33 protein-coding genes are annotated in these 23,835 nt (G+C 69.2%); 30 read left to right on the plus strand and 3 right to left on the minus strand.

Annotation, left to right across the window (positions count from 1 at the left end; genetic code table 11):
• Window positions 1–15: 15 nt before the first annotated feature.
• Window positions 16–543 (plus strand): hypothetical protein, encoded by a 528-nt coding sequence (locus AB0K05_RS24840; protein ID WP_364231966.1) that lies wholly within the window; start codon window positions 16–18, stop codon window positions 541–543.
• A gap of 89 nt (window positions 544–632) precedes the next feature.
• On the opposite strand, the gene AB0K05_RS24845 is transcribed toward AB0K05_RS24840, so the two are convergent.
• A complete protein-coding gene (locus AB0K05_RS24845) occupies window positions 633–848 on the minus strand; it encodes a hypothetical protein (protein WP_364231969.1) in 216 nt (71 codons plus the stop codon).
• A 47-nt stretch (window positions 849–895) separates the two neighbouring features.
• Between AB0K05_RS24845 and AB0K05_RS24850 the strand changes: the two genes are divergently transcribed.
• From AB0K05_RS24850 to AB0K05_RS24910, 13 genes are all read left to right on the plus strand, one after another.
• Window positions 896–1,375, plus strand: coding sequence for a winged helix-turn-helix domain-containing protein (locus AB0K05_RS24850; RefSeq protein ID WP_364231972.1), 480 nt, complete (start codon window positions 896–898; stop codon window positions 1,373–1,375).
• Entirely contained in the window at window positions 1,372–2,640 is a 1,269-nt protein-coding gene (locus AB0K05_RS24855) for a terminase family protein (protein ID WP_364231975.1), read from the plus strand. Before AB0K05_RS24850 ends, AB0K05_RS24855 begins: the two co-directional genes overlap by 4 nt.
• A 132-nt stretch (window positions 2,641–2,772) precedes the next feature.
• Window positions 2,773–3,024, plus strand: a complete 252-nt coding sequence (locus AB0K05_RS24860; protein WP_364231978.1) for a hypothetical protein — start codon at window positions 2,773–2,775, stop codon at window positions 3,022–3,024.
• A complete protein-coding gene (locus AB0K05_RS24865; protein ID WP_364231980.1) occupies window positions 3,021–3,449 on the plus strand; it encodes a hypothetical protein in 429 nt (142 codons plus the stop codon). The genes AB0K05_RS24860 and AB0K05_RS24865 overlap by 4 nt, the downstream gene beginning before the upstream one ends.
• A gap of 15 nt (window positions 3,450–3,464) precedes the next feature.
• Window positions 3,465–5,027 carry a hypothetical protein gene (locus AB0K05_RS24870; RefSeq protein ID WP_364231982.1) on the plus strand — a complete coding sequence of 521 codons (1,563 nt, stop codon included), beginning with the start codon at window positions 3,465–3,467 and terminating at the stop codon, window positions 5,025–5,027.
• Window positions 5,028–5,048: 21 nt separating this feature from the next.
• Window positions 5,049–7,103: a phage minor capsid protein gene (locus AB0K05_RS24875; protein WP_364231985.1), complete on the plus strand. Its 2,055-nt coding sequence runs from the start codon at window positions 5,049–5,051 to the stop codon at window positions 7,101–7,103.
• Window positions 7,103–7,309 carry a hypothetical protein gene (locus AB0K05_RS24880; RefSeq protein ID WP_364231987.1) on the plus strand — a complete coding sequence of 69 codons (207 nt, stop codon included), beginning with the start codon at window positions 7,103–7,105 and terminating at the stop codon, window positions 7,307–7,309. The genes AB0K05_RS24875 and AB0K05_RS24880 overlap by 1 nt, the downstream gene beginning before the upstream one ends.
• 112 nt (window positions 7,310–7,421) lie before the next feature.
• Window positions 7,422–8,024 carry a hypothetical protein gene (locus AB0K05_RS24885; RefSeq protein WP_364231990.1) on the plus strand — a complete coding sequence of 201 codons (603 nt, stop codon included), beginning with the start codon at window positions 7,422–7,424 and terminating at the stop codon, window positions 8,022–8,024.
• Window positions 8,025–8,079: 55 nt separating this feature from the next.
• The gene (locus tag AB0K05_RS24890) at window positions 8,080–9,306 is read left to right on the plus strand and encodes a DUF5309 family protein (protein ID WP_364231993.1); all 1,227 of its coding nucleotides are present in this window, start codon (window positions 8,080–8,082) and stop codon (window positions 9,304–9,306) included.
• A gap of 4 nt (window positions 9,307–9,310) precedes the next feature.
• Window positions 9,311–9,559 (plus strand): hypothetical protein, encoded by a 249-nt coding sequence (locus tag AB0K05_RS24895; protein WP_364231995.1) that lies wholly within the window; start codon window positions 9,311–9,313, stop codon window positions 9,557–9,559.
• A gap of 3 nt (window positions 9,560–9,562) precedes the next feature.
• Window positions 9,563–9,913: a hypothetical protein gene (locus AB0K05_RS24900; RefSeq protein WP_364231998.1), complete on the plus strand. Its 351-nt coding sequence runs from the start codon at window positions 9,563–9,565 to the stop codon at window positions 9,911–9,913.
• Window positions 9,914–9,988: 75 nt separating this feature from the next.
• Window positions 9,989–10,393: a hypothetical protein gene (locus AB0K05_RS24905; RefSeq protein WP_364232000.1), complete on the plus strand. Its 405-nt coding sequence runs from the start codon at window positions 9,989–9,991 to the stop codon at window positions 10,391–10,393.
• Window positions 10,386–10,703, plus strand: a complete 318-nt coding sequence (locus AB0K05_RS24910) for a hypothetical protein (protein ID WP_364232003.1) — start codon at window positions 10,386–10,388, stop codon at window positions 10,701–10,703. Before AB0K05_RS24905 ends, AB0K05_RS24910 begins: the two co-directional genes overlap by 8 nt.
• Here the strand turns inward: AB0K05_RS24910 and AB0K05_RS24915 are convergent.
• Entirely contained in the window at window positions 10,696–11,154 is a 459-nt protein-coding gene (locus AB0K05_RS24915) for an HNH endonuclease signature motif containing protein (protein WP_364232113.1), read from the minus strand. The genes AB0K05_RS24910 and AB0K05_RS24915 overlap by 8 nt on opposite strands.
• A gap of 96 nt (window positions 11,155–11,250) precedes the next feature.
• On the opposite strand from AB0K05_RS24915, the gene AB0K05_RS24920 reads away from it, so the two are divergent.
• Genes AB0K05_RS24920 through AB0K05_RS24935 form a run of 4 tightly spaced genes read left to right on the plus strand, consistent with a single transcriptional unit; the run spans window position 11,251 to window position 12,970 of the window.
• Window positions 11,251–11,595 carry a hypothetical protein gene (locus tag AB0K05_RS24920; RefSeq protein ID WP_364232005.1) on the plus strand — a complete coding sequence of 115 codons (345 nt, stop codon included), beginning with the start codon at window positions 11,251–11,253 and terminating at the stop codon, window positions 11,593–11,595.
• Window positions 11,592–11,996 (plus strand): minor capsid protein, encoded by a 405-nt coding sequence (locus tag AB0K05_RS24925; protein WP_364232008.1) that lies wholly within the window; start codon window positions 11,592–11,594, stop codon window positions 11,994–11,996. The genes AB0K05_RS24920 and AB0K05_RS24925 overlap by 4 nt, the downstream gene beginning before the upstream one ends.
• Window positions 11,996–12,451: a hypothetical protein gene (locus AB0K05_RS24930; RefSeq protein WP_364232011.1), complete on the plus strand. Its 456-nt coding sequence runs from the start codon at window positions 11,996–11,998 to the stop codon at window positions 12,449–12,451. Before AB0K05_RS24925 ends, AB0K05_RS24930 begins: the two co-directional genes overlap by 1 nt.
• A gap of 3 nt (window positions 12,452–12,454) precedes the next feature.
• Entirely contained in the window at window positions 12,455–12,970 is a 516-nt protein-coding gene (locus AB0K05_RS24935; RefSeq protein WP_364232013.1) for a hypothetical protein, read from the plus strand.
• 187 nt (window positions 12,971–13,157) lie between these two features.
• Here the strand turns inward: AB0K05_RS24935 and AB0K05_RS24940 are convergent, their stop codons facing one another.
• Window positions 13,158–13,370 (minus strand): hypothetical protein, encoded by a 213-nt coding sequence (locus AB0K05_RS24940; RefSeq protein ID WP_364232016.1) that lies wholly within the window; start codon window positions 13,368–13,370, stop codon window positions 13,158–13,160.
• Between the two features lie 10 nt (window positions 13,371–13,380).
• Between AB0K05_RS24940 and AB0K05_RS24945 the strand changes: the two genes are divergently transcribed.
• The 12 genes from AB0K05_RS24945 to AB0K05_RS25000 all read left to right on the plus strand — a co-directional run bounded on the left by AB0K05_RS24945 (window position 13,381) and on the right by AB0K05_RS25000 (window position 23,687).
• The gene (locus AB0K05_RS24945; RefSeq protein ID WP_364232019.1) at window positions 13,381–15,858 is read left to right on the plus strand and encodes a hypothetical protein; all 2,478 of its coding nucleotides are present in this window, start codon (window positions 13,381–13,383) and stop codon (window positions 15,856–15,858) included.
• Window positions 15,859–15,868: 10 nt separating this feature from the next.
• Window positions 15,869–16,129, plus strand: a complete 261-nt coding sequence (locus AB0K05_RS24950) for a hypothetical protein (RefSeq protein ID WP_364232022.1) — start codon at window positions 15,869–15,871, stop codon at window positions 16,127–16,129.
• Window position 16,130: 1 nt separating this feature from the next.
• A complete protein-coding gene (locus AB0K05_RS24955; protein WP_364232025.1) occupies window positions 16,131–16,685 on the plus strand; it encodes a hypothetical protein in 555 nt (184 codons plus the stop codon).
• A gap of 28 nt (window positions 16,686–16,713) precedes the next feature.
• Complete coding sequence (locus AB0K05_RS24960; protein ID WP_364232028.1) at window positions 16,714–17,121, plus strand: hypothetical protein; 408 nt, start codon at window positions 16,714–16,716, stop codon at window positions 17,119–17,121.
• A gap of 72 nt (window positions 17,122–17,193) precedes the next feature.
• Window positions 17,194–19,038 (plus strand): hypothetical protein, encoded by a 1,845-nt coding sequence (locus AB0K05_RS24965; protein ID WP_364232030.1) that lies wholly within the window; start codon window positions 17,194–17,196, stop codon window positions 19,036–19,038.
• A 19-nt stretch (window positions 19,039–19,057) separates the two neighbouring features.
• Window positions 19,058–20,875 carry a hypothetical protein gene (locus tag AB0K05_RS24970; protein ID WP_364232033.1) on the plus strand — a complete coding sequence of 606 codons (1,818 nt, stop codon included), beginning with the start codon at window positions 19,058–19,060 and terminating at the stop codon, window positions 20,873–20,875.
• The gene (locus AB0K05_RS24975) at window positions 20,872–21,162 is read left to right on the plus strand and encodes a hypothetical protein (RefSeq protein ID WP_364232035.1); all 291 of its coding nucleotides are present in this window, start codon (window positions 20,872–20,874) and stop codon (window positions 21,160–21,162) included. The genes AB0K05_RS24970 and AB0K05_RS24975 overlap by 4 nt, the downstream gene beginning before the upstream one ends.
• Before the next feature lie 24 nt (window positions 21,163–21,186).
• Entirely contained in the window at window positions 21,187–21,474 is a 288-nt protein-coding gene (locus AB0K05_RS24980; RefSeq protein ID WP_364232037.1) for a hypothetical protein, read from the plus strand.
• A gap of 2 nt (window positions 21,475–21,476) precedes the next feature.
• Complete coding sequence (locus tag AB0K05_RS24985) at window positions 21,477–22,169, plus strand: peptidoglycan recognition family protein (protein WP_364232040.1); 693 nt, start codon at window positions 21,477–21,479, stop codon at window positions 22,167–22,169.
• A 75-nt stretch (window positions 22,170–22,244) separates the two neighbouring features.
• Window positions 22,245–22,805: a hypothetical protein gene (locus AB0K05_RS24990; RefSeq protein ID WP_364232043.1), complete on the plus strand. Its 561-nt coding sequence runs from the start codon at window positions 22,245–22,247 to the stop codon at window positions 22,803–22,805.
• Window positions 22,806–22,869: 64 nt separating this feature from the next.
• Entirely contained in the window at window positions 22,870–23,157 is a 288-nt protein-coding gene (locus AB0K05_RS24995; RefSeq protein ID WP_364232046.1) for a hypothetical protein, read from the plus strand.
• Window positions 23,158–23,261: 104 nt separating this feature from the next.
• Window positions 23,262–23,687 (plus strand): hypothetical protein, encoded by a 426-nt coding sequence (locus AB0K05_RS25000; RefSeq protein WP_364232049.1) that lies wholly within the window; start codon window positions 23,262–23,264, stop codon window positions 23,685–23,687.
• Window positions 23,688–23,835 lie beyond the last annotated feature (148 nt).

A 23,835-nucleotide genomic window follows, 5' to 3' on the forward strand; every position in this document is an offset into this window, starting at 1 on the left:
GACGCGGCGGCACACATGGAGCGGTATTTCCGCAACAACCTGTCCTGGGGCGAGTCGCCGGCCCCGTGCGACGTCGACGTCCTCCAGACCGTGCTCGACGTGGTCGTGCTGGCTGACGACCTGGCCGCCGAGCTCGGCCCGCCCGCGCACTGCCCGATCCTGGCCCCGCCCGGCCTCGGCCAGCTCGACGCCCGCCCCTGGCTGAGCTACAGCCTCGCCCGCCTCTGGGAGCTGCCGGAGGAGTGGTCGGATTGGGCGTGGCCGATCGTGCAACGCATCTACGAGCGGACCGCGCGCGCGCTCGGGATGATGTACCACGGCCAGACCGTCCGGGTCGTCTGCCCGTGGTGCCAGGGCCGCACCGACGAGCAGCCCGTCGGCGGCGGCTTCACGTGGCGGGTCGAGGTGCTTCCCGGCAACCAGATCGCCATCGTGTGCCACGGGACGAACTGCTCGCCGCCGGCCAACCTGGTGGGCACGTGGTTGTGGGGGAGACCGTGCTGGCCGATCACGGTGTGGGAGAAGCTTGCCCACCACGTGTGACCTGGCTTGACGAGTTATCCACAGCGGTGCGATCATTCGAGCGGAGAAGTGTGCCCCGCCACGTGCGGGGCATCGTCATGTTCGGGCCTCTACCCGCTGACCGACCAGGCCCTCCAACGCTCGTACGAGTCGGCGCCCACCAGCTCATTGCTGTCATAGCGCAACTTCAGAGTTCGGCCATTGATCTTGACCGTGCGACCCTCGCTTCCCTCACCCTCAACGGCTACGTCGATGAACTGCCCATCGAGGTCCTCGACCGCCTCGAAGCCGGGCCGATCGGGGATGGACAGGATGATGCGCTTCATTCCGTCACTCATTGACTCATTGTGACGCAGAAGGGGGTGAGCGTGTTGTGCCCCGACCGACCATCGGCGACGCCAAACGCACCGCGATCCTCGACGACATCCGCGCAGGCGAGAAGTCAGCACGCCAGATCGCACGCGATCACGGAGTAGCACAATCCACCGTCTCCAAGCTGGCCAAAGACGCCGGAATCACGAACGCGTTCGATCGATCGAAAACGAAGAACGCGACTGAGGCGGCCCGCGCGGACAACGCCGCGTTGCGGGCGTCGACGAGCCGGCGCTTCCTGGAGAAGGCCAACCAGCTGCTCGACCAGATGGATCAGCCCCACGTCGCGTTCAATTTCGGCGGCAAGGACAACACCTACAACGAGAAGCAGCTCGACCGGCCGCCCGTGAGCGACCTCCGGAATCTGATGACGGCCGCGGCCGTCGCCGTCGACAAGCACCTCGTGATCGAGAAGCACGACAACTCCGGCGAGTCTCACGCGGCCGTGGATCAGTGGCTTGAGGAGATGACCGGGCTGTGAAGGTCGCCCCGCTCGTCGGCAAGCAGCGCCAGAGCGTGCAGCTTGCGACCGCCCGGTTGAACGTGTGGGACGGCTCCGTCCGCTCGTCGAAGACGATCAGCTCGCTGATGCGCTGGCTCAAGTTCGTCCGCACCGCGCCCCCAGGCCCGCTCCTCATGGTGGGCAAGACGGAGCGCACGCTGAAGCGCAACATCATCGACCCCTTGGTGGAGATGCTGGGCGAGAAGCGCTGCAAGTACGTGGCCGGCCTCGGCGAACTCCACCTCCTGGGCAGGCTCGTGTACGTGGCCGGCGCCTACAACGAAGGCAGCGAGGACAAGATCAGGGGCCTGTCCCTGGTGGGCGCGTACGTGGACGAGGTTTCCACGATCCCCGAAAGCTTCTGGGTCATGCTGCTCACCCGGCTGTCCATCCCGGGCGCGCAGCTGTTCGGGACGACGAACCCTGACGGACCCCAGCACTGGCTCAAGGTGAACTACCTAGACAGGGCCCGCCTGTGGGTCGACATCAACGGCCAGCTCCACGAGGGCAGCCCAGACAGCCTCAACCTGCACCGGTTCAGCTTCCAGCTCGCCGACAACCCCAGCCTCACCCCCGAATACGTCGCCGACGTCTCCAGCGAGTTCACCGGCCTCTGGTATCGCCGGCTCATCTTGGGCGAGTGGTGTCTTGCTGAGGGCGTGGTCTACGAATCCTGGGATCCGGCCCGGCATGTGGTCGACCAGCTGCCCGCCATCCAGCAGTGGCTGTGCATCAGCTTGGACTACGGCACCACCAACCCGTTTCACGCCCTCGCCATCGGCCTGGGCGCCGACGGCAGGCTGTACGTCGGCCACGAGTGGCGCTGGGACTCGAAGAAGCAGCGCGGCAGCCTCACGGACGCCGAATACGCGGAGCGGGTGCGCGCCTGGGTGACCGGGCTCGGCATCACCCCGTCGTACTGGATCGTCGACCCGTCCGCGAAGTCGTACCGCGTCGAGATGCACCGCGGCGGCATCGCGTCCACCCTCGCTGACAACGAGGTGGTTGACGGCATCCGCGACGTCGCGAGCTTGTTCGCCACCGGCCGGCTCAAGGTGCACGCATCGTGCCGGGAGCTGATCCGGGAGATTCCCGGCTACGCCTGGGATCCGGACGCGTCCGAGAAGGGCGAGGACAAGCCGTTGAAGGTGAACGACCACGGCGTGGACGCGCTCAGGTACGGGATCCGGACGACGCGCAACATCTGGCACGGCCAGCTCGCACCGCCGTCCAAGGCCGCGTGAGCAACTCCCAGCGAGCTCCCAGCATCTCCAACAACTTGGAGATCGCCGCTCTACCGATTAGTAAGTTGCGGGAACTCTAGCTTCCCGCAGGCAACCATCCATGATCCAAAACCGAGCCTTTTGGAGATCAACATGGCAAAGAAGCCCTACATCGGGCAGATCGTTCACTACCAGTCGTACGGCACGCCCGGCGGCGAGTACCCGAGCGTCTGCCGTGCCGCCATCGTGACTGCCGTCGACGAGTACCAGCCTCCCGTGGACGACAAGTGGTTCGGCCACATCGACCTCGCGGTGCTCAACCCGGAGGGCATGTTCTTCAACCGGGGCGTCCACCAGGATCAGGACGAGTGCCGCGGCGGCACCTGGCACCTGGTGCACCCGTGATGACGCCGGAGGAGGCGGCCGAGAACGCCGCCAAGGTGCTCGACCTGGCCGTCGACGAAGCGGACTGCAACCCCAACTTCGTGAACGCGCTGATCGCGATAGCGGATGCGTGGACGCGCCTGCACACCGCCCTCGCCGCCACACAGCCCCGCATCCCCGCCCCTACCGTGACCTCGCACAGTGACGACATGCCGGTGCTCGGCGGCGACCTCGCCGCCCATGCGCTGCCTGAGCCTCCCGATCTGTCCCCGATTCGCGCCGCCCTCGTCCAACTCCCCGTGACGTGCCAACACCACGGCAACAACACCAAGCCGCGCGACGGCTTCCCCGGGCGTGAAGCGTGCTGCGACTCCGGCATCCCCGCCCGCCGGCGCAGGCTCGCCGCGGAGACGCTCCAGGCGCTGAGCGACTTCTTCCACATCTGAGAGGGGAGGCCCGTCGTGCCGCTCCCGGCCGGCGGCGGCACCTGGCCGCCCCAACACTTGCAGCCCATCTACAACCACTACTCGGTGCTGGACGCCTGGTACACCGGGGATCCCGAGCAGCTAGCCACCATCTACGGCGACCCCCACAACCACGGCGTCCCCGCCAACCGGCCCAGCCAGCACCGCGGCGGCCTCGTCGGCACCGTCGCCAGATGGTTCTGGGGCCACCCCACACCGCAAGGCCAGAAGCGGGCGAAGGTGCATCTGCCGATCGCCGCCGACCTCGCGACGATGGGCTCGGTGCTCCTGTTCTCCGAACCGCCGACGATCACCGTCCAGGATCCCGGCACGCAGGAGCGCATCGACGACATGCTCCCCAGCCTCCAGGCCACCCTCCTGGAAGGCTCCGAGGTCGGCGGCGCGCTCGGCTCCTACTACCTGCGCAGCGTGTGGGACACGTCCATCGCCGAGAAGCCCTGGATGGCCGCCGTCCACGCCGACAGCGCCGTCCCCGAATGGCGGCACAACCGGCTCTGGGCAGTCACCTTCTGGCGGATCATCGAACAAGAGGACACCACCTGCCTCTGGCACCTCGAACGCCACGAACCCGGCTGGATCCTCAACGGGCTGTACCGGGGCGGGCCCACCTCGCTCGGCGAGCAACTCCCGCTCACCGCCCACCACGAAACCGCCGGCATGCAGCCCGCCATCGAAACCAAGCTGGCCCGCTCCACCGCCGTCCACGTCCCGAACATGCGGCCGCAGCGCACGTGGCGGAACTACCCCGCCGGCGCCGCGCTCGGCCGCTCCGACTTCGACGGCCCGATCATGGGGCTGATGGACGCACTCGACGAAACCTGGACGTCGTGGATGCGCGACATCCGCATCGGGAAAGGCCGCGTCCACGTCCCGGCCGCCTACCTGCAGTCGCAGGGCCGCGGCCAGGGCGCCTACTTCGACCCGGACCGCGAGATCTACGAGGCCATGAACGTGCTCGGCGGCGACGAGCGGATGGAGATCTCGGCCACCCAGTTCGCGATCCGAGTGCAGGAGCACAAGGAAACCCAGGCTGAACTGCTCGAAGCCATCCTGAGGTCGGCCGGGTACAGCGCACAGTCGTTCGGGTTGCGCGGCGAGGTCGCCGTCACAGCCACCGAGGTGACCGCCAAGGAACGCCGCTCGCTGACGACGCGCGGCCAGAAAGCCCTGTACGCCATCCCAGAGTTGGCGGCCGGGATCGAGATGCAGCTCCAGCTGGAGGTGGCGCTCGGCTTCACGTCGGGCATCGTCCCGGAGAAGCCCACCGTCGTGCTCGCCGACTCCGTGTCGCCGGACATGATGCAGCTGGCCACCACCGCCGAGCTGATGCGCCGGGCCGAGGCCGCGAGCGACGAGACCCTCGTCAGGATGCTGCACCCGGACTGGGACGAGGACCAGGTGCAGGCCGAGGTCGCGGCGATCGGGGATGCCCGGCCGGAGCCGATGCCGGATCCGTTCGCGCTCCCGGCCGAGATGGTCGACCAGGGCGGGGACGGCCAGGAGGAAGAGCAGCCCGCGGAACCTTCAACCGAGGATTGATAGTTCGGGGAGGTCCTGCTCGTGGCCGTCGACCAGGACCTGCTCGACCGCATCGCCGGCACCATCGCCGACCTCTACCGCGAAGTAGAAACCGCGCTGGTGCGCACGGTCGCCCAGCGTCTGCGCAAAGACCTGCCGTCCCCCTTCCAGGAGGAGAAGCTCGACGCGGTCCGGCAGTTGCAGGAGACGGCCCGGCGGATCCTGGCCAAACTCCAGGCCGCCCGCGCCGGCCGGATCCGGGAAGCCATCGCCGCGGCGTACCGCACCGGCCAGGACGCCGCCACCGTCGACCTGCCCGCGTCGTGGGATCCCACGGTGGGCCCGGCCGCCCGCCAGGCGGTCGCCGTCATCCCGAACGCCCGCCTCATGGAGAACCTGGCTCAGGCCCTGCACCGCGATGTGGGCCGAGTCGACGCCAACATCCTGCGCGCCCCCGTCGACGCCTACCGTGCCGTCCAGGCCGGGGCCGCCGCCCGCATCGCGTCCGGGGCTTACACCAGGCGGGAAGCGTCGCAGGCCGCGTGGCAGGCGCTGATGGACAAGGGCATCAGCAGCTTCACCGACAGGGCGAACAGGCGTTGGCGGCTCTCCAGCTACGTGGAGATGATGGCGCGCACCAACATTCAGCGGGCCGCCACCCAAGGCCAAACCGACCGGCTGCAGGAGATCGGCATCGACCTCGTGTACGTGTCCGACAACGTGCAGGAGTGCAAACGCTGCCGCCCGTTCGAGTCGAAGGTGCTGCGCAGGGATGCGGGCCAGACCGGCAAGATCCAGGTAGAGCACGCCACCCGCGACGGCGAGATGATCGAAGTCGACGTGCTCGACACCCTGGCCGGGGCGATGGCCAAGGGCCTCATGCACCCGAATTGCAGACATTCCGTGTCCGCGTACCTGCCCGGCGTCACCAAACTCCGGACGGGCACCGCCGACCCCAACGGCGACAAGGCCCGCCAGAAGCAGCGTGCCCTCGAACGCCGCATCAGGGCCGCGAAAGAGGCCGAGGTGGGCGCGCTCACCCCGGAAGCCAAGAAGCAGGCCGCCGCCGACGTGCGCGCCGCCCAGGAGGCGCTCCGCGCACACCTCAAGCAGCACCCGTTCCTGAAGCGCTTGCCGTACCGGGAGCAGATCGGCGCCGGCAACATCCCCCGCGGCGGTGAAGCGCCGGGCGGTCCGATCACCGACCTGACCCCGCCGCCGACACCGCCCACCACGCCGACCCCGGCCGTGGTCCCGGCCCCGCAACCGCCCGCCCCCGAGCCTCTGCGCGAGCGCGCGGCGAAGCCGGAACCGAAGCCGAAGCCCGCCCCGAAACCGAAGGCGAAGCCCTCGCCGGAGCCGGAGCAGCCGCGGCAGGAGAAGACGCTCGCCGACCGCATCGCGTCCGGCGAACGCTCCCGCACCGAACTGTCGGGCGGCATGTACGGCGACACCAGCCTGGTCGTCCTCAACGACGGATCCAAGGTCGTCCACAAGGTCACGAAGAGGACGCACATCTCGGACGACGCCGTCAACCAGGCCGACGCCGAAGAGCTCGGCGGCAAGGTCGCACGCGCCCTCGGTGTCCCGGCCCCGCAAGTTCACCGGGTAGGCCCCACCGAGATGTATCAGGAGTTCATGGAGGGCAAGCTCGCCGAAAGCAGCCGCCGCCCCACCGGCTACGTCCGATCAGACGACGGCTGGCGGATGGGCTTCCTCGACGCGCTCGTCGACTACCCGGACCGGCACGGCGGCAACTGGCTCCACCAGCGCGGACGGCTCATCTCCATCGACCACGGCCTCGCCTTCCGCTACCGCGACAAGATGCTCAACCCGATCCGGGACGGCCGCCCGGTCCTGCACAAGGCGGGCACCTTCGAAACCCTGTTCATGCGGGAAATCCCGAACAACAAGGGCGTCGGCAAATGGATCGACAACGACCTCTCCCCAGCCGACATCGACACCGCCCGCCAACGCCTCACCCAGCTCCGGCCAGACTTCCAGCAGCTGGGCAGGCTGGACTGGTGGGAGGCGATGATGGCCCGGCTGGAGGCGATCGCACCCCACGCCAAAGGCGACAAGCGGAGAATCACCTGATGACCCTCCACTACGTCGACGCCGACGACCAGCTGCTCGACACCATCACCCTCGCCGACGGGCGGCTCGCCTACGACACCGGCGCGGCCCGGCCGGTGCTCGAATCCCTGCGAGCACGCACCCCCGACGGTTCGGACCGGGGCGTGTTCGCTGCTCTGGCCGAGGGCGGCTGGTCGAACGGGTACGCCACCATCCGCCCTGCCTGACATCTGAGTCTTCCCGCCAACCCTGGCGGGCGCCTCGCCCAGCGTGACGCTCGGCGGGCTTTTCGGCATGCCCGGCGTGACGCCGCGCATCCCCACCTGAAGGAGCAGCCGCATGGCTGACGACACCACCACCGACGACGCCACCGTCCAGGACGACACGACGGCGGGGGACGGGACGTCCACCGACACCGACGACCTGGCCAAGCTGAAGTCGGCGCTCGCCTCCGAACGCGAGCAGCGCAAAGCCTTCGAGAAGCAGGCCAAGGCCAACAGCAAGGCGGCCGAGGAACTGCAGCGGACGCGCGAGGCCGCGATGTCGGAGCAGGAGAAGGCCGTCGAACTGGCGCGCGCCGAGGGCCGCGCCGAGGCGGCACGCGAGCACGGCCGCGTCCTGGCCGAAGCCCGCTTCGAGGCCGCACTGGCGAAGAAGGGCATCGAGCTCGGCCCGGCCGCCGACCTGATCGACAAGACAAGGTTCGTGGCCGAAGACGGCAGCGTCGACGGCAAGGCCATCAGCGCCGCGGTCGACCAGCTGGCCAAGCTCACCCCCAAGGGGCCGCCCGGATCGTCGGGCGGCGACTTCGGCGGCGGCAACGGCAGCGGAACCCCCGCGAAGAACCTGCGCGAGCAGATCCGCGAGGCCGAGACCAAGGGCGACTGGAAACTCTCACGCCAGCTGAAGTCCCAGCTCGCCCTCGAACAGACCAAGCAGTAGACGACAGGGCCAGGCGCCGCGCCTGCCCGACCTCGACCAGAGAGGATGACACCCCATGGCGGGTATCACCGGGCAGGGCGACACCTTCGACCTGCCGAACTACGTCGGCGAACTCTTCGCCGTCACCCCCGAAGACACCCCCTTCCTCAGCGCCATCGGCGGCCTGACCGGCGGCACCCCGGCCGACGCCACCCTGTTCCAGTGGCAGAGCTACGACCTGCGTGACGCGTCCGCGACCAGGCAGCGCGTGGAAGGCGCGGACGCGCCCACAGCCGAGGCCCGCACCCGCAGCAACGTCACCAACGTGGTCGAGATCCACCAGGAAGCCCTGGAGCTCTCCTACACGAAGCTGGCCGCCACCGGCCAGTACAACAGCACCGGCTCCAGCCACGCCGGCTCCGTCGGCGTCAACGGGTCGAACCCGGTGCTGAACGAGCTCGACTGGCAGATCACCCAGCACCTGAAGCAGATCGCCCGCGACGTCGAGCGCAGCTTCATCGTCGGCACGTTCAACAACCCGAACACGAACGGCACCGCGAGGCGGACGCGCGGCATCCTCGAAGCGGCCAGCACCAACACGACCACGCACGGCACCACGGTCGGCACCGCCACCATCGAGTCCGACACCGAAGTGTGGACGATCACCTCCCACGGGCTTGCCGTCGGCGACCAGATCATCGTCCACACCCTCACCGGCGGCGCCGTCGGCGTGCTGGTCGAGGACACCATCTACTACGTGCGCACCGCCCCGGACGCCAACACCTTCACGGTGTCGACCCGGCCGGGCGGATCTGCGGTGGCGTTCAGCACCGACGGCGGCGCCGCCGTGGTCGAGCCCACCCCGCTCACCGACGCGGTCGTGTTCGACCTGCTGCAGACGGTGTGGGAGAACGGCGGCATCCAGGAGTCGGAGACCGCCACCGTGATGGCCGGCGCCTCGCTGAAGCGGGCCCTGACCAAGATTTTCATCAAGGACCGCAACTTCCAGGAGACCACCCGCACCGTCGGCGGCGTCAGCTTGATGACGTTCGAGTGCGACTTCGGGCGGCTCAACCTGATGCTGAACAGGCACATGCCCACCAGTACGCTCGCCGTCGTCTCCCTCGACGAATGCGCCCCGGTCTTCCTGCCCATCCCGGGCAAGGGCCACCTGTTCGTCGAAGAGCTTGCCCGCTCCGGCGCGGCGGAGAAGCGGCAGATCTACGGCGAGATCGGCCTCAAGTACGGCAACGAGCGGGCGCACGGCAAGCTGCTACGCGTCGGCGCCCCGAGCGGCGCGTAGACCGGTGCCGGTCTTCCGCTGCGGGCGCTTCCCCGACGGGGAAGTCCCGATCCGGACACGCCTCGGCCTGGTCACCTTCAAGGATGGCCGGGCCGAGGTCGAGGATCCCGAACAGGCTCAGGCGCTGCGCGAGCAGCCGCCGTCGTTCGAGATCACCGAGGACGTGGCGGGGGCCGGGAACCACGGGCCCGCCCCCACCACCCCCTCACCGAAACCCGCGCGCCGCAGGCGCTCCACCCAGTCCAAGGAGTAGGCGATGGCGCGTACCGCGGTCACCGTCACCACCCTGACCGAGGCCGGCATCGACCCGGCCGACGTCGACCAGGCGGCCGAACTCACCGACGGCAACTCGTTCCCATGGGCGCCGCACCGGCTCCTGTACGTCCTCAACGGCGACGACAGCGCGCTCACCATCACCGTGCCCACGCCGGCCACGGTCGGCCGCGGCCAGCTCGCCATCGCGGACACGACGATCGCCGTCCCGGCCGGCGAGTACAGGATCGCGGGCCCGTTCGGGCCGGAGCATCGGCAGGCGGACGGCTCCGTCCACGTCGACTACGCCGGCACCACCCCGTCCGGGGTGATGGTCGCCGTCCTGGACGCCTAGATCGTGCGGGCGGGCGAGGGGTTCTGGAGGGTGCGCGCGCCCGCCCGCGCACAACCATCGAGTGGAGGGGCAGGGATGGCGTACGCCACCAGCGAGGAGTACGAGGACGAGACCGGCACCACCGCGCCGGCGAACATCGGCCGCCTGCTCACCCTCGCCAGCAGGGACGTCGACGCAGCACTCATCTCGGCCGTCTACGACACCGAGGACGAAGACGTCGTCACCGCGCTGCGGGAGGCGACGATCGAGCAGGCCGCCTACTGGCTCGACACCGGGGACACGACCGGCACCGGCGGCATCGCCGCCTACAGCGCGGTGTCGATCGGGTCCGTGCAGCTGGCCCGCGCCCAGACCGGGGGGGCGGGCGGAGGCTCGGCCGCCCGCCCCCTCGCACCACAAGCCTTCTCCGTCCTGCAGTTGGCTGGCCTCACCGGGCACAGCCCGCGGACGTACCCGGTGTGCGAGGCAGCGGATGGGTGACATCCCGGCCTTCCTGCTACGCCACACCGTCCAGATCGAGCCGCACACGGGTGACGGCCCGTTCGGGCCGCAGTACGGCGAGCAGGCCAGCGTGCTGTGCTTCGTTGACGACAAGCGGCGGCTGGTAGTCGGTCCGACCGGCGATCAGGTGGTGTCCGAGTCCACCGTCTACATGCCGCTCGACACCGTCTGCCCCGTCCACTCCCGCGTCACCCTCCCCTCCGGCCGCACCACGGTGGTGCTGGCCGCGTCCCGGCGCGACGGCGGCGGCCTCCCCACACCCGACCATCTTGAAGTGAGCCTCATGTGAGTTGGCCGCGCCTACTCCTGACATAGTGCATGTTGCACATCCCCGTCGTCCTGTAGGGCCGATCACATCCGGGGAGTTCACACCTTCGACCGATTGCGCCAGCGGCTTCTGACTGGCGGCGCCTGTTCTCGGCCTGGGTCACGGCTTCGAGGTGGTCGGGCCGCACGCACGTAATGTTTCGACACAAGTGATCGATCTGGAAATCGTCAGGGATGGGTCCGACGAACCACTCGTAGGCCACCCGCGACGCCATCTTCCAGCGCCGGGCAACCGAGAAGAGCGGATAACCGCCGCGCGTCCTGGTTTTCGCTTGCCAGACCCAGCAGGTCTCGGTCTTGAGCACCTTGCTGAAGAACCGCTTCTCATCGTCGCCAACGATTCGTTGCATGATCGGTTCGGGGTTTCCGTGCAAGATCCAGCGGTTGTAGTGCATCGAGCACCAGCCGCGCATCTTCACCCACACAGGCCGCTCGCAATGTACTACTGAGCAGGTCAAATCCACCTAATCAGAGTATCGAATGTTTACGTGGTCGGTAAGGGGGCGGGGATGGCGCAGCGCGCGAGCTTGAAGGTGAACACGCAGCATCTGGCCGACCGCGAGCGGGAAGGCGCAGTGGCCGGGCTGAAGGTCGCTTTGGAGCATCTGCTGCAGGCGAGCCGCGAGATCGTCCCGCACGAGGAAGGCACCCTGGAGCGGTCGGGCACGACGAGCGTGGACGGGTTGAAGGGCGCCGTCTCCTACGACACCGTGTACGCCGCCCGCCAGCATGAGGAGTTGACGTGGCGGCATGACCCGCCCCGCTCCGCCAAGTATCTGGAAGGGCCGGCCGTCACCGAGTGGCCGCAGATGCAGGAGCTGATCGCCGCCCAGATCAGGCGGTCCCTGCGGTGACCCTCCTGGAAGAGCTCATCGCCTACGTGCAGCTGCTCGACCTCGACGTCGGCCCGCTGTACGCGACGAAGATGCCGGCCTCGCCGGATCGGGCGGTAGCGGTGGCCCGGTATGGCGGGCCGGAGTCCCGGCTCGCGGACAACTACGACGAGCCCAGGGTGCAGTTCCGTACGCGGGGCCCGTCGACCGATCACCGGGTGGCCGAACGCGACGCCGAACTGCTGTACGACGCGCTCAACGGGCTGCAGGACGTCGCCCTGCCGGGCGGCACCCGCCTATCGCTCATGGTCGGCCTCCAGGCGGGGCCGGTCTACATCGGCCAGGACCAGAACGGCCGCGCCGAGTTCACGGTCAACTTCCGCTGCGAGATCAGCCGGACGAGCACGAACAGGGAGAACTGATGACTTCCGTCAAGATCAAGGCCAGGGACTTGATCGTGGAGGTGGAGACCACCACCGACACGTGGCTGCGGGTCGAAAACCTCGCCAACATCACGATCAACCCGAGCGAGAACGTGGAGCGGGCCGACCGCACCGACTTCGACTCCCAGGGCGCCTACGAAGAGTGGATCATGCAGCGCGGCGCCAGCATGACCCTGTCCGGGCAGGACGAGAACGACTCGTCGACCGGAGCGGCGAAGCCGGGCCGCGCCCAGGTCGAAACCAACGCCGGCGAAGACAAGCTCGGCGAGGACTCCATCGCCCGCTACCGGTTCCGGCACCCCCGCCACACCTCGTGGAAGATCTGGGAGGCCACCACGGTGCTGGGCGAGAAGGGCGGCGACACCAACGCGATCAGCTCCTGGGCCGCCACCATCACCAAGTCCGGCCTGACCACCACCGAGGCGGTGGAATAGGCCGTGTCGACCACCGAGCCAGTCGACCACGACGAGCACGACGACGACGACGACGAAGAGTACGGCTCGTGGGACGCGTTCTGGGACGAAACCCTCCGCCAGGAGGCGGCCGAGCGCGGCCAGGAGCCGTCCACCACCATCCGCGGCATCCAGGTGCGCATCCCCGTAGACCTGCCGCTCGGCTTCGAAGAGAAGCTTCGCCGCGCCCGGGCCGCCTACGACGAAGCCACCTTCAAGCAGCTGCTGCAGGACCTGTTCGGCGTGGACGTGCTCGACGCCTGGTTCGCCGCCGGGATGGGCGAACGCGAATACCAGGTCGTGCTCACCTGGGGCATCTCCTGCGGGCGGGGCCGGCCCATCTCGTTCCGGGAAGCGTACGAGCGGTTCCAGGCCCGGCAGGCCCCGGGAAAAGCGGCGGCGGAGACGACCTCGACCCGGCCGAGCGACGAATCCGACGCTACTGGCGGCTCATCGAAGCCGACTTCCGCAGGGAATACCAGCTCACGCCGAAAGCGATAGCTGGCCTGACGTGGCGCGAGTTCTGGACGCTGCTGGACGGCCTCTCCGTCGACAGCGTCTACCGGCTCGTCGTCGCCAACGCGCCCCTCGAACTGTCCGGCGAGCGTGCCGCCGACTTCATCGACACCCTGTAACCAGGTGAGAGGCGGTGGTCTCTCATGCCTCTCACCGTCGGCGAGCTGGTCGCCTACGTCGAGATGGACGACCGCGACTTCCAGCGCGGCGCCCGCGACGTCGACCGCGGCCTGAAGTCGATGGAGTCCAGCGCCACCCGGTCGACGGCGCGCATGGAATCCACCACGTCGAAGGCCTTCCAGAGCATGGCCAGGTCCGCGGTGGACGCCCTGGCCGACGTCGAGCGGGCCGCCGACGACCTGATCCGGTATGGCCACATCGACATCGACGTCGACGTGGACACCGCCGCCGCCCTCGCGGCTCTGGCCGCCTTGGAAGTGGAGGCGGAGCGGGCCGGGGAGCGGACCGCAGACGGGTTCTGGCGCGGCGCCGACGGCCGCCTGCGCGACGCGAAGGGCCGGTTCGCCAGCGAGGACGTGTTCAGGCCGATCGTCGACCAGGCCGACAAGGCCGGGTCGGCGATCGGCTCCGCGATGAACGCCGCGCTCGGCGCGGTCGGCGAGATGGGGCCCGCGAAGGTCGGCATCCTGGCCGCCGCCATCCAAGCCTTGCCCGCCGTGGCCGGTGTCGCCGCATCCGGGATCGTGCTCGCGATCGGCGCAGGCCTGCTCACGGCCGGCATCATGGCCGTGAGCCAGTCGGAGAAGGTGCAGGCGACCTGGTCTCAGGCCGCTGATGTGATCAAGGCCGACATGGCGGACGCGGCTCAGCCGCTGGAAGCCAGCACGGTACGGGCCGCCGACGTCGCCATCTCGACCTTCGAGCGGATCAAGCCCGCCCTGTCCCGGATCTTCCGCGACCTGGTCCCGGATGTGGACGCCTTCGTTGACGGGGTCGGTGTCGGCGTCCAGCGGATCATGCCCCACCTGGAAAAGGTCGGCGATTCCTTCGGCGATCTGCTGGCGAATCTGGGCCGGGAAATGCCCGCGATCATGGACGCGCTCGGCGGCGCCTTCTCCACCTTCGCCGAGATCATGGACGAGAACCCGGCCATGCTCGCCAACCTGATCAAGGACGCGGTCGGGCTGCTGCAGGTCGGCGCCGACGTGTTGAGCTGGGCGGACGAGATCAAGGTCGCGTTCGACACGCTGACCGCCACCAACCCCACCACCCTGGTGGACCGGCTGATGGGCGGCAGCCCCGAAGAGCAGATGCGCGCCCTCGAAGAACTCCCCAACAGCATGGCGGCGATGGAGCTGTCCGTCCGCAAGGCGATCGCAGCCCAATACGATCTCGGCAAGGCCGGCGGCGACGCCGCGTCCAGCGTCCGCGACCTCAACGAGGCCCTGAAAGAGCATTACGATCCGGCCGCGAAGGCGCTCGAAGCCGAAATCGGGCTCAAGAGGGCGCTGGAGGAATCGGCCGAAGCGGGCAAGATCGCCAAAATGTCGGAGACTGACCGCCTGGCCAAGGTGCAGGAGCTGACTGGCGCGATCGCGAAACGGTCGATGGCCGAGATGGACTCGACCGGCAAGACGAAAGAGTCGACGGCTGCTTTCCTGTCCGCTCTGCCGCAGCTCACCGCGTACGCGGGCAGCAACGACACGGCGAAGGCGGCGATCGCCGCGCTCGGCGAAAGCCTCGGCATCACGACGCAGAAGACGAAGGGCGGCATACTCGCCGTCAACGAACTCGGCGAAGTGATCAAGATTCTTCCCAACGGGAAGAAGGTGGAGATCGACGCCAGCACCGCGGCCGGGAAGAAGCAGATCGCCGACTTCCTGCTGTACGTCGCCCGCCAAAAAGGCACCATCGACGTGCACGTCCGCACCATCTACGACAACCCGTCCGGCCGGGCGGCCATCGCCCAGAAGACCCGGGCGTCGGGCGGCATCTACTCCGGCGACGGCAACACCCGCTACATGGCCGCCGGAGGCATCACGTCCGGGTCGTCGAGCGGGCCGCCTCCGCCGATGATCGCCGACAAGGCCACCTTCCTGCCCCACAACAACACGATCTTCGGCGAGGCCGGGCGGGAAGCCTTCATCCCGATGAGCGGCAAGCACCGCTCACGCGCCCTCGGCATCCTGGCCGAGGTGGCCGACGCGCTCGGCGTCGAGGTGTTCAACAAGCAGGCCAGCAAGCGCATGCAGGACTCATCCGACGTCATCAACCAGGGCGCCGGCATCGTGTCCACCGGCCTAGAGTCCGCGATGGGCGTCGTCTCCGGGAGCCTCGGCGCGTCCGGCACGCTCACGTCGGCGATCATCGGCGTGGGCGAGACCGGCGGCCAGGTCGCCGACTCCTGGATCACCGGATCCGACCAGATCACCCGGAGCGTGGAGGACGCGGGAGATCGGATCGGCGACATCACGCACGGCGTCGCCGGCACCGTCTCCGCCGTGGTCGACGACATGACCGGCCGCATGGGTGCCAGTATCGGCGACCTGACCAGCAGCGTCGGCCAGCTCGCGCAGGCGATCGTGGCGGCGAAGGCAGCCGCCGCGAAAGCGCCGGCGCAGAAGGCGGGCAAGGGCGGCGACCCGGCCGACCGCGGGTCATCGGCAGGGTCGGTGATCCCGCCGGGGCCGGGCAGTCACCCTGCCGACCGCGGATCGTCGGCAGGGTCGGTGATCCCTCCGGGGCCGAAGTCGAAGTCGCCGGGTGGCCTGGTCGGCGGGCATTACGGCACCGCCGCCAGCGTGCCGCTCGTCGACATGAGCGGCTCGTCGTGGACGGTGCGCGAGGAGGCCGACATCGACAAGATCGGCAACACCATCGGCTTCAAGGTTCTGGCCCAAGGACTCACGTAGGAGGACCCGCATGGGCGTGCAGGGATACAGCGCCATGGACCTGCGGCGGCTCAAGTCCGTGCAGGTCCGGCCGCGCGGCTGGACCCACCAGGTCAAGCCGCACGTCACCGAGTACCGCGACGAGCTGACCGGCCACTGGATCAAGGTCATCCGCGACCAGCTCGGCAACCGGGTCCGCATGCGCTGGGAGGGGCAGGACGCGCGCATCGTCCTCCCCCACTTCAAGGTCAACCCGTGGACCGGGGTCACGATCAGCAAGGAGTACACCTGACATGGCGAAACGGATCGTCCGGCACGGCCAGCGCCAGCGCGCCGCTGTGCGAGCCCTGGAGGACGCGTGCACTCCTCTGGAGGAGGCGCTCTATCAGGCGAAGGAGGCGTACTGGGAGGCCGTCGACGGCGGCGACCGGGCCGCCATCCGCGCGGCCAAGCAAGCCAAGCAGGAGGCCGCCGCCAGGCTGGAGGAGACCCGCACCTGGCTGCGCAGAGAGGCCGAGATCGTGAAACTCCAGTCGCGGACCATCCCGCGGCTGGAGCAGATCCTGGCCGGGCCCATGTTGGTCAAGGACGGCAAGAACGACGCCCGCGAGGACCTGGTCGCACGAGCCGAGGTTGAGCAGGCGCTCACCGCGGCCCGGGCCGAGCTGGAGACGCTGACCGCGCTCGCCATTCCGCTGCGGCGGCAGCTGCAGGAGCTCGGCGGTGTGGTCGAAAGCGATCCGGTGCCGCCGGACCTGCCGCCCGGCAGCGCGGACGTCACCCTGCCCGCGGTCACAGTGAAGCCGAAGGCCCGCCGCGCCAACACGACCACGGACGGGGGGCGCTGACATGGCTTCTGGCGTGTATTTGCCGACGATGGAGGACATTCTCGACGCCACCGGGCTCGCACTCGCCTGGGACGCTGAGGACCACCAGGCCGCCCTCTACAACAGCACGAGGGCGTCCGCGGCCAACTACAACTCGGACACGTCGTACTCGACGACGAACGAGATCGTCGGCACGGGCTACACGGCCGGCGGCGTCGTCGTCACCGGCACCGCGTTCACCCGGCCGGGAGCCGGCCTGATGAAGTACAGCTCGAACGCATTCCAGTGGGAGGGCTCCACCCTGTCCGGGGTGGCGCACATCGACGTGTACGCGGCCGCGGTGAGCGGTGATCCGCTCATGTTCGGGGTCACCATCTCGCCCGTCAACACGAGCGACGGCACCCTGCTCGTCACCCCGCACAGCAACGGGCTCGTCACCTTCGACCTCACCCCATAACCCCCAGCACAGCCCGCTGATCCGCCGCCTCCCGGGGCGGCTTTCCCATGACCGGGGGAAGGGAGGGGCTGCATGGTCGCCGCATACCGCTCCCACACCACAGCCACCAACGACGCCAGCGGCACCTACACGATCAACCGCCCGCCAGGCACCACCGAGGGCGACATCCTCGTCCTCGCCCACGCCACCGACTCCGGCGCGGTCACCACGCTCACCGCCCCGTCCGGATTCTCGGTGGAACTGTCGCAGGCGTCCGCACAGACGTACACGCGCGGCCGCGTCTTCCTCAAAGCCGCCGGCGCGTCCGAGCCGGCCACGTACACGCTGACGAAGACGGCTTCGGACGCGGCAGCAGCGATCCTCATCTGCATCTCGGGGGCCGAGCTCCCCGCAGTGTCGGCGGCTTCGTCCTCCGGATCCGGCAGCAACGTCTCCACCCCTTCGGTCACCCCGTCCACGGCGAGCGGCATCGAGGTCCGGTTCGCTGCCGGAGACGGCAACGAAACCGGGCGCACGTTCACCGCCCCGGCCACCTACACGGAGCCGTCCGGCGCCGACATCAACATCGGCGGCTACACGCATCTGACCGCCGCCTACAAGGTGTTGTCGTCGGCGGCGGCCACGGGCGCGCTCAACTTCACCGCCTCCGGGACCATGGTGTCCTACGTAGGCTTCACGATCTTCCTGCCGTCCGCCGGCGAAGACGCTGAAGCCACCCCGGGCACGGTGGCGGCCGTCGCCGCCGTCCCCGATCCTGTGGTCGGCATCGGCGCCGAACCGATCCCTGCCACCGTGGCCGCCACCGCGGCACTACCCGGCCCGGACGTGTCGGCCGGGTCGACGGCTACCCCGGCCACCGTGGCGGTCGAGGCCGCCGTACCGGCCCCGTCCGTGACGACCCAGGACGTGGAGCTCGTCGTCCCCGCCACCATCGAGGCGGCGGCCGGCGTGCCCGATCCGGCGGTCGCTGCCAGCGCGGATGCCACCCTCAACACGATCGAAGCCGTCGCCGCCCTGTACGGGCCCGACGTGTCGTCCAGCGCGTCGGTCACCCTCGCCACCGTCGCGGTGGTGGCCGACGTGCCAGCGCCGTCGGTGACCGTGCCCGTCCTGCCGGGAGACCAGATCAGCCGGGCAGGCCAGATCGAGTGGAATGGTTTCCTGCTCGGCTCGCTCACCCCGTACAGCTGGCAGGAGCTGCAGGGCTGGACGGATTCGGCGCCGTTCATCTCCGGCAACGTCGACCGGCCCGACAGCAGCGGCTCCTACCCGGGGCAGCCGTATACCGCCGAGCGGACCATCAACTGGGGGATGTTGATCAAGGCGCCGCGCGCCACGATGGGCCAGGTCGTGCATGACCTGGTGATGGCCACCGGCCCAGCCCAGAGCGAGGACGAAGGCTGGTTGGTGATCTGGGACTTCGACGACCTGCAGCCGCGGCTCGTACGGGCGCACCTGGCCGACCGCCTGCCGGGCCCCATCAACCAGCAGGCCAGATTGGGCCTGATGCGCGGCGCCCTCCAATGGATCGCCTCCGACCCGCGCCGGTATGACCCGGTCCGGTCGTCGCTGACGATCGCCAAGGACGTCGAGACGTCGATCCTCAACAACGGCAACGATTCGACGCCGGGCGAGCTCCGCTTCCCGGGCCCGGCGACCGGCATCCAAGTCGAGAACCTGACCACGGACAGGGTGATCGCGTTCTCCACCACGGTCGCCGACGGCGAAACGCTGATCGTCGACGTCAAGGAGGGAACCGTCGCCATCGGCGACACCAACAAGCTCAACGACCTCGTCGAAGGCAGCAGCAGCGTCCAGGACTTCGTGTTCGATCCCGGGCCGAACACCCTGTTCTACACGGCCGACACGGGCGGCACGGCCGGCATGGAGACGTTCTGGCGGCACGCCGTCAGCTGACCGCAAGGGGGTGAGCGGCATGGCCGGAACCGCATCCCCCCGCTCCGTCAACGTGTACGCCGTCGACGACTTCGACCTCGTCGACGCCCCCGACGGCGTCCAGCCCGGAGACATCATCCTCGCCCTCGTGTCCTCCACCGGCGACGTCGACGACATCGACATCACCGGCGGCAGCCCGTGGACGGTGCTCGCCGAGAACACTGACCAGTACAAGACCCGCCTGTACGCGCAGGTGGCCGGCACCACCAACCCGACCCGCTACCGGGTCGAGCTGGGCGCCTTCGACTCCGGCCTGGTCGCACTCGCCCACCTGCGCGACGCCACCCTGTCCAACCTCATCATCGAATCCACGAGCGGCGGGTTCCGAGAGAGCGGCGTGCCGTGCCCGGCCGCGGCCCCAGGCGTCGCCGGCGGCGCCGAAATCCGGGTCGCCCTCGCCTACAACTCGGTCGACGACCTGAACTTTTCGGGCGGCGGGTACACGCACCAGGACCAGGCCGTCGAGAACGGCGACGCCATCTGGGCGGGCGCCCGCACCAGCCTGTCGTCGACGGATCTGCCGCAGCAGACCATCTCCACCCGGGGCGACTTCGTCATCGCCTGGCAGTCGTGGACGATCATCGTCTCCCCGGCCAACACGGTGCCACCGCCGCCGCCGGTGCCCGCCTTCGCCGTCAGCGGGCGCGCGCTCTACAGGTACACGGCGCACGACTTCAAGACCGGCGAGTACATCGACGACATCTACCCGCGCGACGTCGAATACTCGAAGAGGCTGCGCGAGCCCGGATCCTTCTCTGGGTCGCTGCCGATCCCCAACCAGCGGGTCGCGCGCGCCGTACGAAGGGTCATCCCCAAGGTCAAATCCGATATGACGACCGGCCCGGGCCGCGTCGAGATCCGCATCTGGCGCGACGGCCAGCTGTGGGGCCGGTACTGGCTGACCGGCTCCCGCCTCACCCGCGGCCGCGACGGCAAGATCAGCATCGAGCTGCGCGGTGCCACCCTGGACGCCTACTGGTACAGCCTCATCGTCCGCAACAACCTGTCCGCCTCCAGCGACCAGGTCGCCAACGCCAGGACTTTCCTGGCGTTCGCCTTGTCGGAGGCTGACGACATCGACCTCGGCATCACCTACCAGACCGGTAGCAGCGGCAAGACCAGGCCGTTCGCGGTGAAGCCCGAAGACAACACCTCGTACGGCCGCGCCATCGAGGAGTACTCCAAGTCGGCGGACGGCTTCGAGTACTTCCTGGCCGAGAGCGTCGGCGAGTCGGGCGTCGTCTCCACCTGGAAGTGGGCCTCACCGCGGTTCGATACGGGGATCGCCCACGTCGTCTCCACCAGCCCGCACGGCGGCGACATCCTCGAATACGGGGTCGACGTAGACCCGCTGCGCGGCGGCACGGACTGGCGGGCGCGCGGCGGCACCCTCCAACTGGATCCGGAGACAGATGGTTTCGCCGTCTTCTCCAACCCGGTCGAGACACCGCACCGGGACGCGGGCTGGCCACGCATCGACCACCACGTCGACCACCCCACCCAGAGCATCGACGGCGACGAGCTGGACGAGCTCGCCGAGTACTACGCCGAGATCGCCGGCGGCGCCCTCTGGGTCCGCACTGTCACCATCGTCCCGGCCAAGAAGACCACGATCACCATGAACTCGCTTGGTGACCGGCTGCGGATGCTGATCACCGACGTATGGCACGAGAGCGTCGACGGCGGCGCCGGCCTCGACATCTCGGAGCGCATCCTCGAGATCCGGGTGCGGCCGACCGGGCGCGGGCGGGGCCGCGAAGAAGTCACCCTCACCCTCGAATCCGTGGAGGTGCCATGACGGACCAGTACGGCGCCAACCTGGAACGCATCCTCAGGGACATCGAGAGGCGCCTGCAGAAGTTGGAGACGGCCGCCCGCACCGTGCGCGGCATCGACTTCCCGGATCCGCCACCGCCGCAGACCACACCTGACATCGGCGGATTGGACGGTCTGGAAACGCCGAACGCGTGGCCGGGCACGTACGACCCCACCTACGGGGAGCGGGTTCAGAACGATCTCGAACGGTTCCGGCTGTACATGCTCGCGATCCGGGCCGGCCTGGTCGACGCTGACATCTTCATCTGACCGCCCTCTACTTCTGGAGTTCATGTGACCGAGATCCTCGCCGTCTGCGGCGCCCTGGTCGTCCTGGCGGGCGGTGGCGTCGTCGTCGTGAAAGTCCTGCGAATTCTGAAACGCGTCGGGGACTTCGTGGACGACTGGCAGGGCGAGCCAGCGCGCCGCGGCGTCCCGGCCAGGCCGGGAGTGATGGAGCGTCTGGAAGCGATCGAGGCCCAGTTGAAGCCGAATGGCGGATCGTCGCTGCGTGACGTGGTCAACCGTGTTGAGCAGACCACGGCGCGCCTGGACGAGCACCTCACCCCTCAGGAGAACTGACCGTGGCCAGCATCGTCTCCCGCGCCGGTTGGGGCGCCCGCAAACCGCGCACCGCGCCCACCCGGCTCGCCCGCACCAAAGGCGTCAAAGTCCACTACACGGGCGGGCATGTCGACCCACGCATCGTCGACGATCACGCACGCTGCATCGAGCTGATGATGCAGATCCAGATCCACCACATGAACGGCAACGGCTGGTCGGATTTCGCCTACAACCTGGCCGCCTGCCCGCACGGCCGCCTTTTCGAGGGCCGCGGCTTCGAAGTGATGTCGGCCGCCAACGGGTCCGGCCTCAACACCGACCACTACGCCATCCTCGGCCTGGTCGGCAACAGCGGCTTCACCCAGCCCAACAGCGCGCTGCTGAACGCCCTACGCGACGGCATCGACCTGCTCCGCAAGCGCGGCGCCGGACCCGAAATCAAGGGCCACCGCGACGGCTACAGCACCGACTGCCCGGGCGGCCCCCTGTACGCGTGGGTACGCGCCGGCGCGCCCCGACCCGACCCCCTGGAGGATGACGTGTCCGCCGACGACCTGTGGCACAAGGCTCGGATCAAGCGCAAGAAGGGCACCCTCGAAGAGCGCGAAGTGTCGCCCGCCAGCTTCCTGCAGGAGCTGGAGATGGAGCAGGACGCGCAGAGCGTCCAGCTCGACCGCATCGAGAAGATGCTCGGCCAGCTGCTCGCCAAGTAGCAGCACCCCTAGTCGTCCCGGCCGCCGTGAATGCGCGCCGGGTCTTTCCCATGTCCCCGAGCCCAGGAGCATCCTGTGCGCACGAAGATTCTCGCCGCCGCCGCGGTGTCCACCCTCACCCTGCTCGCCGCCAGCGCCGCGTCGGCCACGGCCGCCAGCGCCGCGCTCGACATCGCCAGCCTGGACATCACGGCGATCAACTACAACTCCTACGGCGCGGACAGCGTCGACAACAACACGGAGTACGTCGAGGTTAAGGCGAGCGCAGACGTCAACGTCGCCGGCCTGCTCGTCCAGGACGCCTGGGCCAAGGGCCGCGACAAGACCCGCGGCTGCAACACCGCCCGCATCGCCCCTGGCACCCTCCCCGTCGCCGCGGACGCCACCCCTGACGTGCTCCCGGCCGGCGCGGTGCTGCGCGTCCACATGGGCAAGGGCACCCCGGGCATCGACCGGCAGGGTGTCCGGCACGTCTACCGCGCCATGCCCGCCGTCTGCGGCTACAAGAGCAACGTGTTCAACAACAGCGGCCCGGCGGGCAACCGGTACGCCGACTGGGACCGCGTCTGGGTGACGCTCGGCGACCAGGTCGAGTCCAAGGGCTACAACTTCTCGTTCGGCTACGTCGCCAAGTAGCCACCCCCGGCCCCGGCACCACCCGGGGCCAACCCTCTCCCCCATGCCTCCTGAGGAGGTCCGCATGTCCCTGTCTGACTGGCTCGTCTCCTGGCTGCGCACCAACGTCGCCGCCTGGATCCCCAGCGTCGCGGCCTGGCTCGCGAGCTACGGCATCGACCTCCCGGTCGAGCCCTCGTCCGTGGTGCTCGTCTCCCTGGCCGTCTCCGTCTACTACACGCTCGTCAGGCTCCTGGAGACGGCGTGGCCCGCGGCCGGGCTGCTGCTCGGCTACCGGGCGGCCCCCACCTACCAGGCGCTCTCTGGTGGCCATCCTGGCGTGCACGCCGGCCGGGACCTGCACGGCCTGTAGACCCGCACACGGGCGAACGCCCCCGCCCCGCCATCACGGTGGGGCGGGGGCGTTCTTCGTCGTGTCCACGGCCAGCCTGGCGCCGCGCGAGTACCCTCCGCAGCATGCGCACCCTCTTAGCCGCGGCGGCCATACTCACGGCCGCCGCATGCAGCACACCTCCCCCAGCCCCCACCGCGGCCGCCACACCGGCCCCCTCCTACGACCCGGCATGCACGTCGAGCGAGCTGGCCGACGTCCTGGCCGGGATCGACCGCGCCTTCCGCCGGGGGGCGTTCGACACGCCGCCGCGGGCCGACCTCGACCCGGACGACGTCTCCGATTGGCACTACCAGCTGCGCAGGCTGGAAGCTTCGGCTGGCGGCGAGTTGGCCGGCCAGTTGGCGGACACGCGGGAGGCGGCCGGGAAGTGGCTCAACAGCGACGGCGGCGAGCAGGACGTGCCGCGCAGGTTGATCGTGGTCAGCGCGGGGACGCTGGCGTTCGCCTGCCACCGGTACGAGCGGTACCTGTTCACCAACCAGGGATAGCCTGGGCGTGGGGGCCGGCCGTGGGGAAGCGACCGGCCCCCGCCCGCGCGCACGGCTGCGCGTAGCCTTCGAGCCCAAACCCGTTTTTGATCTTGCAGGAGTGTCGGCCGGGTGTCGCCCAGGGTGTCGGAGACTGTCGGCGACACCT

This window comes from Nonomuraea sp. NPDC049486 (assembly GCF_040676925.1).
Lineage (GTDB): Bacteria > Actinomycetota > Actinomycetes > Streptosporangiales > Streptosporangiaceae > Nonomuraea > Nonomuraea ferruginea.

What these genes read in the sequence shown, in the direction of transcription:
- AB0K05_RS24915 (WP_364232113.1), bottom strand. Translation starts at nt 11,154, where the DNA reads ATGCGCGGCTGGTGCTCGATGCACTACAACCGCTGGATCTTGCACGGA.
- AB0K05_RS24920 (WP_364232005.1), top strand. Translation starts at nt 11,251, where the DNA reads ATGGCGCAGCGCGCGAGCTTGAAGGTGAACACGCAGCATCTGGCCGAC.
- AB0K05_RS24880 (WP_364231987.1), top strand. Translation starts at nt 7,103, where the DNA reads ATGACCCTCCACTACGTCGACGCCGACGACCAGCTGCTCGACACCATC.
- AB0K05_RS25000 (WP_364232049.1), top strand. Translation starts at nt 23,262, where the DNA reads ATGCGCACCCTCTTAGCCGCGGCGGCCATACTCACGGCCGCCGCATGC.
- AB0K05_RS24910 (WP_364232003.1), top strand. Translation starts at nt 10,386, where the DNA reads ATGGGTGACATCCCGGCCTTCCTGCTACGCCACACCGTCCAGATCGAG.
- AB0K05_RS24890 (WP_364231993.1), top strand. Translation starts at nt 8,080, where the DNA reads ATGGCGGGTATCACCGGGCAGGGCGACACCTTCGACCTGCCGAACTAC.
- AB0K05_RS24975 (WP_364232035.1), top strand. Translation starts at nt 20,872, where the DNA reads ATGACGGACCAGTACGGCGCCAACCTGGAACGCATCCTCAGGGACATC.
- AB0K05_RS24900 (WP_364231998.1), top strand. Translation starts at nt 9,563, where the DNA reads ATGGCGCGTACCGCGGTCACCGTCACCACCCTGACCGAGGCCGGCATC.
- AB0K05_RS24940 (WP_364232016.1), bottom strand. Translation starts at nt 13,370, where the DNA reads ATGTCGATGTGGCCATACCGGATCAGGTCGTCGGCGGCCCGCTCGACG.
- AB0K05_RS24950 (WP_364232022.1), top strand. Translation starts at nt 15,869, where the DNA reads ATGGGCGTGCAGGGATACAGCGCCATGGACCTGCGGCGGCTCAAGTCC.
- AB0K05_RS24885 (WP_364231990.1), top strand. Translation starts at nt 7,422, where the DNA reads ATGGCTGACGACACCACCACCGACGACGCCACCGTCCAGGACGACACG.
- AB0K05_RS24955 (WP_364232025.1), top strand. Translation starts at nt 16,131, where the DNA reads ATGGCGAAACGGATCGTCCGGCACGGCCAGCGCCAGCGCGCCGCTGTG.
- AB0K05_RS24965 (WP_364232030.1), top strand. Translation starts at nt 17,194, where the DNA reads ATGGTCGCCGCATACCGCTCCCACACCACAGCCACCAACGACGCCAGC.
- AB0K05_RS24840 (WP_364231966.1), top strand. Translation starts at nt 16, where the DNA reads ATGGAGCGGTATTTCCGCAACAACCTGTCCTGGGGCGAGTCGCCGGCC.
- AB0K05_RS24845 (WP_364231969.1), bottom strand. Translation starts at nt 848, where the DNA reads ATGAAGCGCATCATCCTGTCCATCCCCGATCGGCCCGGCTTCGAGGCG.
- AB0K05_RS24905 (WP_364232000.1), top strand. Translation starts at nt 9,989, where the DNA reads ATGGCGTACGCCACCAGCGAGGAGTACGAGGACGAGACCGGCACCACC.
- AB0K05_RS24860 (WP_364231978.1), top strand. Translation starts at nt 2,773, where the DNA reads ATGGCAAAGAAGCCCTACATCGGGCAGATCGTTCACTACCAGTCGTAC.
- AB0K05_RS24995 (WP_364232046.1), top strand. Translation starts at nt 22,870, where the DNA reads ATGTCCCTGTCTGACTGGCTCGTCTCCTGGCTGCGCACCAACGTCGCC.
- AB0K05_RS24970 (WP_364232033.1), top strand. Translation starts at nt 19,058, where the DNA reads ATGGCCGGAACCGCATCCCCCCGCTCCGTCAACGTGTACGCCGTCGAC.
- AB0K05_RS24930 (WP_364232011.1), top strand. Translation starts at nt 11,996, where the DNA reads ATGACTTCCGTCAAGATCAAGGCCAGGGACTTGATCGTGGAGGTGGAG.
- AB0K05_RS24960 (WP_364232028.1), top strand. Translation starts at nt 16,714, where the DNA reads ATGGAGGACATTCTCGACGCCACCGGGCTCGCACTCGCCTGGGACGCT.